The sequence below is a fragment of the Candidatus Planktophila sp. genome, from assembly GCF_040402315.1.
In the GTDB taxonomy this organism is placed as follows: Bacteria; Actinomycetota; Actinomycetes; order Nanopelagicales; family Nanopelagicaceae; genus Planktophila.
This window is the reverse complement of record NZ_JBBAMU010000012.1, coordinates 21778-28562: the sequence shown is the minus strand read 5'-3', so window position 1 is coordinate 28562 and position 6785 is coordinate 21778. Positions and strand designations below refer to the sequence as shown.

Sequence of the window (6785 nt, the reverse complement as noted above, 5' to 3'; positions counted from 1 at the left end):
ACTGAAGGTATGCGCTTTGACAAGGGATATGTTTCACCATACTTCGTCACAGATACCGACCGCATGGAAGCAGTTCTAGAAGATGCCTATGTATTAATCGTGAACTCAAAGATTTCAAATATTAAGGACCTAGTTCCAGTACTTGAAAAGGTAATGCAATCAGGTAAGCCACTTGCCATCATCGCTGAAGATATTGAAGGCGAAGCACTTGCAACCCTCGTTGTGAACAAGATCAAGGGAACATTTCGTTCGGCTGCGGTTAAGGCGCCAGGCTTTGGAGATCGTCGCAAGGCGATGCTGCAAGACATTGCCATCCTTACCGGAGCTACCGTTATTTCAGAAGAAGTTGGCCTCAAGCTAGAAACTGCCGGCCTAGAACTTCTTGGTCGCGCACGCAAGGTTGTTATCTCTAAGGAAGAGACCACAATCGTTGAAGGCGGCGGAGATGACGCACAGATTAAGGGACGCGTCGCCCAAATTCGCACCGAGATCGAAAAATCAGATTCAGATTATGACAAAGAGAAGCTGCAGGAGCGGCTGGCCAAGCTTGCTGGCGGCGTTGCTGTCATTAAAGCTGGCGCTGCAACTGAAGTTGAACTCAAAGAGCGTAAGCACCGCATCGAAGATGCTGTGCGCAACGCAAAGGCTGCCGTTGAAGAAGGAATCGTCGCCGGTGGCGGCGTGGCACTCCTTCAGGCAGCAACAGCGGCATTTAAGAAGTTAAAGCTGGAAGGCGATGAAGCAACAGGTGCCAAGATTGTGGAAGTTTCAATTGAAGCTCCACTCAAGCAAATCGCTATCAATGCCGGTCTTGAAGGCGGAGTTGTTGTAGAAAAAGTTCGCAACTTAGCTGATGGTTTTGGACTCAATGCTGCTACTGGAGAATATGTAGACATGATTAAGGCTGGCATCATCGATCCAGCTAAGGTCACACGTTCTGCTCTGCAAAATGCTGCATCCATCGCCGCACTCTTTATTACAACAGAGGCAGTAATCACCGATAAGCCTGAGCCAAAGGGATCAAACCCTGCGCCACAAGGCGGCGGGGATATGGACTTCTAAATCCATAGCGTAAAAAGTTAGGCAAGGCCCTCGAGATTAACCTCTCGGGGGCCTTCTGCTTTACGATTAGCAGATGAAGTCATTTAACGCAGAATCCGTAGCACGCGATGCCGCTTTGGCAGATGCCGAATTTGCGACTCAGGTTGGCGACTTCGTCTCTGTTGAATACGATGACGATAATCGCGTAGCGACATATCTTTTTGATGCTGTCATTGCCGGCTATGTCGGATGGCGTTGGTGCATCACACTTGCCAAAGTAGATAAAGATGCCGAGCCAACTATCTGTGATGTCGTTATCTTGCCTGGCCCAGATTCACTGATTGCACCCGATCACATTCCTTATATGGATCGCATCTTGCCGGAAGATATTGAACCGGGCGTTATTGTTCCAAGTATTTTGGAAGATACTCGACTTGTTCCTGGTGTTAACGCACTTGTGCAAGATGAAGACCTTGATGCAACCCAAGTATTTGATTTAGGTTTAGCGCGTCCTCGTGTTCTTTCCATCGAAGGTCGCGATCAAGCAAGTAAGCGTTGGTATTCAGGTGACCGCGGACCGAATACACCCCTGGCACAAGGTGCCCCTAAGCCATGCGCATCATGTGGATTTTTCTTACCTATCGCCGGTTCATTACGTTCCGCATTTGGCGTATGCGCCAATGCGATCGCACCTGATGATGCCCGCGTGGTTTCGGTTGATCACGGGTGTGGGGCTCATTCAGAGGCAACTCTGTAAAACTTTTACGCCTAAAACCCGGTAGCACGCCCCATCGCAAATACGATAAAATAGCATCCTGTCCGAATCCCCCGGCTACTAAACGAGTACCGTAAGAATTTAAGGAGTAAGTGCAATGCCTACCGGAAAAGTTAAATGGTTTTCCCTTGAAAAAGGCTTTGGATTTATTGCATCCGATGAAGGCGAAGATGTCTATCTAGCCGGATCAGCACTCCCAGAGGGCGTATCAACTGTTAAGCCTGGAACAAAGCTTGAGTTCAGTGTGATTGATTCTCGCAAGGGACCACAAGCAATGTCTGTCCACATCATCGATGCGCCAGTTTCACTTGCAGAGAATTCACGAGTTAACAGCGATGATCTCGCGGCGATGATTGAAGACACCATCAAGATTCTTGATCGTGTTGGAAATGGTCTTCGTCAAGGACGCCATCCATCGGGTGCTGAGGCAGAACGCCTTGGGCGTGTTCTTCGCGGTATTGCTTCGCAACTAGAAGCTTAAATACCGCTACGTCTACTACGACGTATTGTGTAACGAATTCCGATAACGCCTAAGACGGCGCCGACCACACATGTCCAGATGATTTTGGATTCGGCGCCAATAACTACTGCAACAGCGCCGGCAGCAATCCAGGCGATAGTTCCCACTGCAATAAGAGTGACTACATTCCTGATATTACTTGCCATAGTTAAAGCCTAACCCTACTTACCAAGAAAGATAAGGGCGACTAGTGCGATAAGTGTGAGGGCAGTAATAAGTCTGCGGCTCTTATAGTTCATGTGCTGGCTCCATATGCGAAGGTATAAATTCAATAACGGCATATGCGATCATCATCAGGACCGGCACCATTAAATATGCGCGAGAGATACCAAGGTGATCACCCAGAATTCCAAGTACGAATGGGGATAAACCAATTGCACTTCCTGCCGCCAGGGAGTTCTTTCCCATTGCTAAATCTGGACGACCGTCACTGAGGCCAATCAGGCGCAAGGATGAGAGCGTGAACTGACTTGATACACCAATGCCAGTAACTAGTAGCGAGAAGAAGCTAATTGTTAAGTTGTGTGAAAACCATAAGCCGGCAAAACCAAAGAACTGTGTGGCAATAAATATTTTCAGTTGTGCATCAATTTCCCATTGTTTAAGCAGAATCGGTCCATACCAACGCCCAATTGCCATGCCAGAGCCAAATGCCACAACTGCAAGAGTTGCGATGGCAGGTGTGGCATCAGTACGGTCACGGATAAGTGCTGCCGCCCAGAAAGAGATGGCGAACTCACTAGCAATGCAAGCAAAGAAACCAAACCAGGAGATCCAGAAGTGGCCGGAAAGCTTGCCACCTTGTGGTCCATCTTCTTGCGGCACATGCGCCTGCTCATCTCTAATTCTGCGAAAGAAAAATAGATAGAGCACGAATGGCAAGACAGCCAAGATTCCGATGCGCCATTGATCTCGGAAACTATCTGCGACCAGTCCCACAGTCAGCGTGCCGATGACATAACCGATAGAACCAATCGCATTTGCTTGCGTGAGCGCCACCGCTGATTGCTTACCATAGTGCCCCGTCAGTGAAGTGACAAAGTTATTAATGACAACTGAGACTCCAAAACCGGCAATAAGTGCCGCCAGAATTGTGAGTTCAACTGGAGGAGCTGCAACAAATCCGATCAGGCCGATGGAGAAAATGATGAGACCAATCCACCCAGTACTAGAGCGACCAAATCTATGCACAAGATGCGAATTAGAAAGACCGGCCATGATTGAGGCAACACCCATTGCAGTTCCATGAAGACCAGCGATAGTTAGCGATGTTCCCTGGTCTGCGCGGAGCAGCGGTTGTGATGGACCGAATGCTCCTAGGAAGATATTGACAGCCGCACCTTGTAGCGCGATTGTCCAGAAAAAGGAGTCGCGCTTTACTTTATTGGGCATGAACTAAAGCTGGGAGACGACAAAGTCGATTGATGCTGTGAGTGCATCAATATCGGCTGGGTCGACAGCGGGGAACATACCGATGCGAAGCTGATTCTTACCGAGCTTGCGATATGGCTCAGTATCCACAATTCCATTAGCGCGCAGGGCTGCCGCAACTGCTGTGGCATCAATAGCATCATCGAAGTTAATGGTGCCGACAACGTTAGAGCGCTGGGCTGGGTTAGTAACAAAAGGAGTTGTGTAGCTGGTCTTTTCCGCCCAGCCATAGAGACGTGATGCCGAATCTGCACTGCGACCGGCAGCAAACTTCAGGCCGCCATTGGCATTCATCCACTTCACTTGCTCATCAAGTAGCATCAAAGTGATAAGTGCTGGCGTGTTATATGTCTGATCAAGTCGTGAGTTTTCAATAGCAATGGTGAGATCAAAGAATGCCGGAATCCAACGGCCGCCGGCCTTAATCTTTTCTGCGCGGGCAATGGCAGCCGGGCTCATGAGTGCCAGCCATAGTCCGCCATCTGATGCAAAAGATTTCTGTGGCGCAAAGTAATAGGTATCAAATTCTTTAGCGTTCACATCAAGGCCGCCCGCAGCAGAAGTTGCATCAACTAGAACGAGTGCGCCATCTGTTCCAGCTGGGCGCTTGATTGGCATCGAGACACCTGTTGAAGTTTCGTTATGTGTTAGTGCATAGACATCGATACCGGCTTCGGCTACTGCTTCTGGATGAGAGCCGGGCTCAGATTTAATAACAGTTGGTTCGCCAAGAAATGGAGCTTCCTTGGAAGCGCTGGCAAACTTTGATGAGAATTCACCGAAAACTAAGTGCTGTGAACGATCTTCAATCAAGCCAATGGTTGCGATATCCCAAAAAGCAGTAGACCCACCGTTACCGAGAATGACTTCGTAGCCTTCAGGTAGGGAGAACAGTGATGAGAGACCTTCGCGCACACTTTTAACAACGTTCTTCACCGGCTTCTGTCGGTGGGATGTTCCAAGAATGTAATTCGCACCGGGTGCAGTTAAGGCAGCAAGTGCTTCGGGACGAATCTTTGATGGACCACAACCAAAACGTCCATCACGTGGCTTGAGGTTCTCAGGAATTTTGATCTCTGCGCTCATGGGCAAAGACTAAGGGTAGTAACGACTTACTTCCCAATCCGAACTGGTGTCAGCCCGCTCATATCGCAGGCGATCATGTAAGCGGGAGTAACGCCCCTGCCAGAATTCGATGCTGATTGGCGTAACGCGATAACCACCCCATTGCGGTGGGCATGGAACTGTTGTTCCTTCCGGCCATTTTTGCGCAGCCCCGGCATAGCGCTGTTCAAGTTCTTCTCGAGATGAGAGCGGGGCGGATTGCGCAGATGCCCAGGCACCAATCTGAGAATTCCACGGACGAGTTGCAAAGTAATCTTCCGATTCTTCACGGGAAATCTTTGCTGCAAATCCGCTGATCGAAACCTGTCGCTCCATGGCATACCAAGGAAAGAGAAGAGTCACTTGGTCATGTAATTCAATCGCTTGTGCTTTACGAGATGAATAGTTGCTAAAGAAGGTAAAGCCACCAGCTGATACATCTTTGAGTAAAACTGTGCGCGTGCTGATGGCATCGGCGCCGCGGGCATCACTACCTAGGGTTGATAAGACCATCGCATTAGCTTCAACAATAAAATCATTAGCCGCCGCTTCAGTAAGCCAGCCATGAAATGCGGCAAAGGGATCAGCCGGCAAGGACTCAAGTCCGACCTCTCCATAAGAGCGGCGCATGGCTCTGATTGCATCGCGTTCCATCTGGCTCATAGATGTATCGAACCTCACTTTCGGCGTGAGTGCATCCCCGTCTGATGTGGTGGCCAGCACCCCTTCGATAGGTGCAGAATTGCCCTAGAAGTGAGAGATAAGAAGTCGATATTGAGGGAGCCCACTGTGTCAGATGATTTCAAGCCAGGTCTGGAAGGCGTAATTGCATTCGAATCTGAAATTGCAGAGCCAGATAAAGAAGGTAGCGCCCTGCGCTACCGTGGCGTTGATATCGAAGACCTCGTAGGACGCATTTCATTTGGAAATGTCTGGGGACTTCTTGTCGATGATGAATTTAATCCTGGCCTACCAAATGCCGAGGGATTCCCACTACCTGTTCACTCAGGTGATGTTCGCGTAGATATTCAATCCGCGATTGCAATGTTGGCACCAGCTTGGGGCTTTAAGCCACTACTTGATATTTCAGATGAAGAAGCACGCGACAACCTGGCCCGCACATCAGTGATGGTTCTTTCTTACCTAGCACAAGCTGCGCGCGGAATTATTGCAAAGCCAGTATCTGAGGCAGAAATTGATAAAGCCCACACAGTTGTGGAACGCATGATGATTCGCTGGCGCGGAGAACCTGATCCAGCACACGTTCGCGCAATCGATGCTTACTTTGTATCTGCGGCCGAACACGGCATGAACGCTTCCACATTTACCGGTCGCGTCATTGCATCAACTGGCACCGATGTCTGCGCCGCACTTTCGGGTGCTATCGGTGCGATGTCTGGCCCACTACACGGCGGTGCACCATCTCGCGTACTTCACATGATTGAAGAAGTTGAGAAGACAGGAAATGCAGAAGCCTATGTAAAGGGACTTCTTGATCGCAAAGAACGCCTCATGGGATTTGGTCACCGGGTATATCGCGCTGAAGATCCACGCGCTCGCACACTTCGTCGCACCGCAAAAGAATTGAACGCACCACGTTATGCAGTAGCAGAAGCACTAGAAAAGGCAGCGCTAAAAGAACTTCACGAGCGCCAGCCAGATCGCGTACTCGAGACAAACGTTGAGTTCTGGGCGGCAATTATTCTTGATTTCGCAGAGATTCCATCACCACTGTTTACATCGATGTTTACCGCTGCCCGCACTGCAGGGTGGTCTGCCCACATTCTTGAACAAAAGCGCACTGGTCGTTTGATTCGTCCATCAGCTCGTTACGTCGGTAAGGCTCCTCGTAAGCCAGAAGATGTCCAGGGCTGGGATGCAACCGTCGAGCAGCTTCACAAGTAATTTCAGGCA

General features: G+C 49.6%; 8 protein-coding genes. 4 read left to right on the top strand and 4 right to left on the bottom strand.

Annotated features, from left to right (window positions below):
* From groEL to AC9UEP_RS03445, 3 genes are all read left to right on the top strand, one after another.
* On the top strand, window positions 1-1062 hold a 1062-nt coding region (groEL, locus tag AC9UEP_RS03455; RefSeq protein WP_509544021.1), incomplete at its 5' end, for a chaperonin GroEL.
* A gap of 73 nt (window positions 1063-1135) precedes the next feature.
* Window positions 1136-1798, top strand: a complete 663-nt coding sequence (locus tag AC9UEP_RS03450) for a DUF3027 domain-containing protein (RefSeq protein WP_095696703.1) — start codon at window positions 1136-1138, stop codon at window positions 1796-1798.
* Between the two features lie 115 nt (window positions 1799-1913).
* Window positions 1914-2297 carry a cold-shock protein gene (locus tag AC9UEP_RS03445; protein WP_509544018.1) on the top strand — a complete coding sequence of 128 codons (384 nt, stop codon included), beginning with the start codon at window positions 1914-1916 and terminating at the stop codon, window positions 2295-2297.
* Here the strand turns inward: AC9UEP_RS03445 and AC9UEP_RS03440 are convergent.
* The 4 genes from AC9UEP_RS03440 to pdxH form a co-directional block, all read right to left on the bottom strand.
* Window positions 2294-2482: a DUF2530 domain-containing protein gene (locus AC9UEP_RS03440; protein WP_509544017.1), complete on the bottom strand. Its 189-nt coding sequence runs from the start codon at window positions 2480-2482 to the stop codon at window positions 2294-2296. The genes AC9UEP_RS03445 and AC9UEP_RS03440 overlap by 4 nt on opposite strands.
* Before the next feature lie 82 nt (window positions 2483-2564).
* Complete coding sequence (locus tag AC9UEP_RS03435; protein WP_509544015.1) at window positions 2565-3728, bottom strand: MFS transporter; 1164 nt, start codon at window positions 3726-3728, stop codon at window positions 2565-2567.
* A gap of 3 nt (window positions 3729-3731) precedes the next feature.
* The gene (serC, locus tag AC9UEP_RS03430) at window positions 3732-4853 is read right to left on the bottom strand and encodes a phosphoserine transaminase (RefSeq protein WP_509544013.1); all 1122 of its coding nucleotides are present in this window, start codon (window positions 4851-4853) and stop codon (window positions 3732-3734) included.
* Between the two features lie 9 nt (window positions 4854-4862).
* Window positions 4863-5534 (bottom strand): pyridoxamine 5'-phosphate oxidase, encoded by a 672-nt coding sequence (pdxH, locus tag AC9UEP_RS03425; RefSeq protein ID WP_509544012.1) that lies wholly within the window; start codon window positions 5532-5534, stop codon window positions 4863-4865.
* Window positions 5535-5660: 126 nt separating this feature from the next.
* On the opposite strand from pdxH, the gene AC9UEP_RS03420 reads away from it, so the two are divergent.
* Window positions 5661-6776, top strand: a complete 1116-nt coding sequence (locus AC9UEP_RS03420; RefSeq protein ID WP_509544011.1) for a citrate synthase 2 — start codon at window positions 5661-5663, stop codon at window positions 6774-6776.
* The last annotated feature ends 9 nt before the right edge of the window (window positions 6777-6785 follow it).

Bases quoted from the DNA above. Each gene is read 5' to 3' on its own strand.
- AC9UEP_RS03450 (WP_095696703.1), top strand. From the start codon at position 1,136: ATGAAGTCATTTAACGCAGAATCCGTAGCACGCGATGCCGCTTTGGCA.
- AC9UEP_RS03445 (WP_509544018.1), top strand. From the start codon at position 1,914: ATGCCTACCGGAAAAGTTAAATGGTTTTCCCTTGAAAAAGGCTTTGGA.
- AC9UEP_RS03440 (WP_509544017.1), bottom strand. From the start codon at position 2,482: ATGGCAAGTAATATCAGGAATGTAGTCACTCTTATTGCAGTGGGAACT.
- AC9UEP_RS03435 (WP_509544015.1), bottom strand. From the start codon at position 3,728: ATGCCCAATAAAGTAAAGCGCGACTCCTTTTTCTGGACAATCGCGCTA.
- serC (WP_509544013.1), bottom strand. From the start codon at position 4,853: ATGAGCGCAGAGATCAAAATTCCTGAGAACCTCAAGCCACGTGATGGA.
- pdxH (WP_509544012.1), bottom strand. From the start codon at position 5,534: ATGAGCCAGATGGAACGCGATGCAATCAGAGCCATGCGCCGCTCTTAT.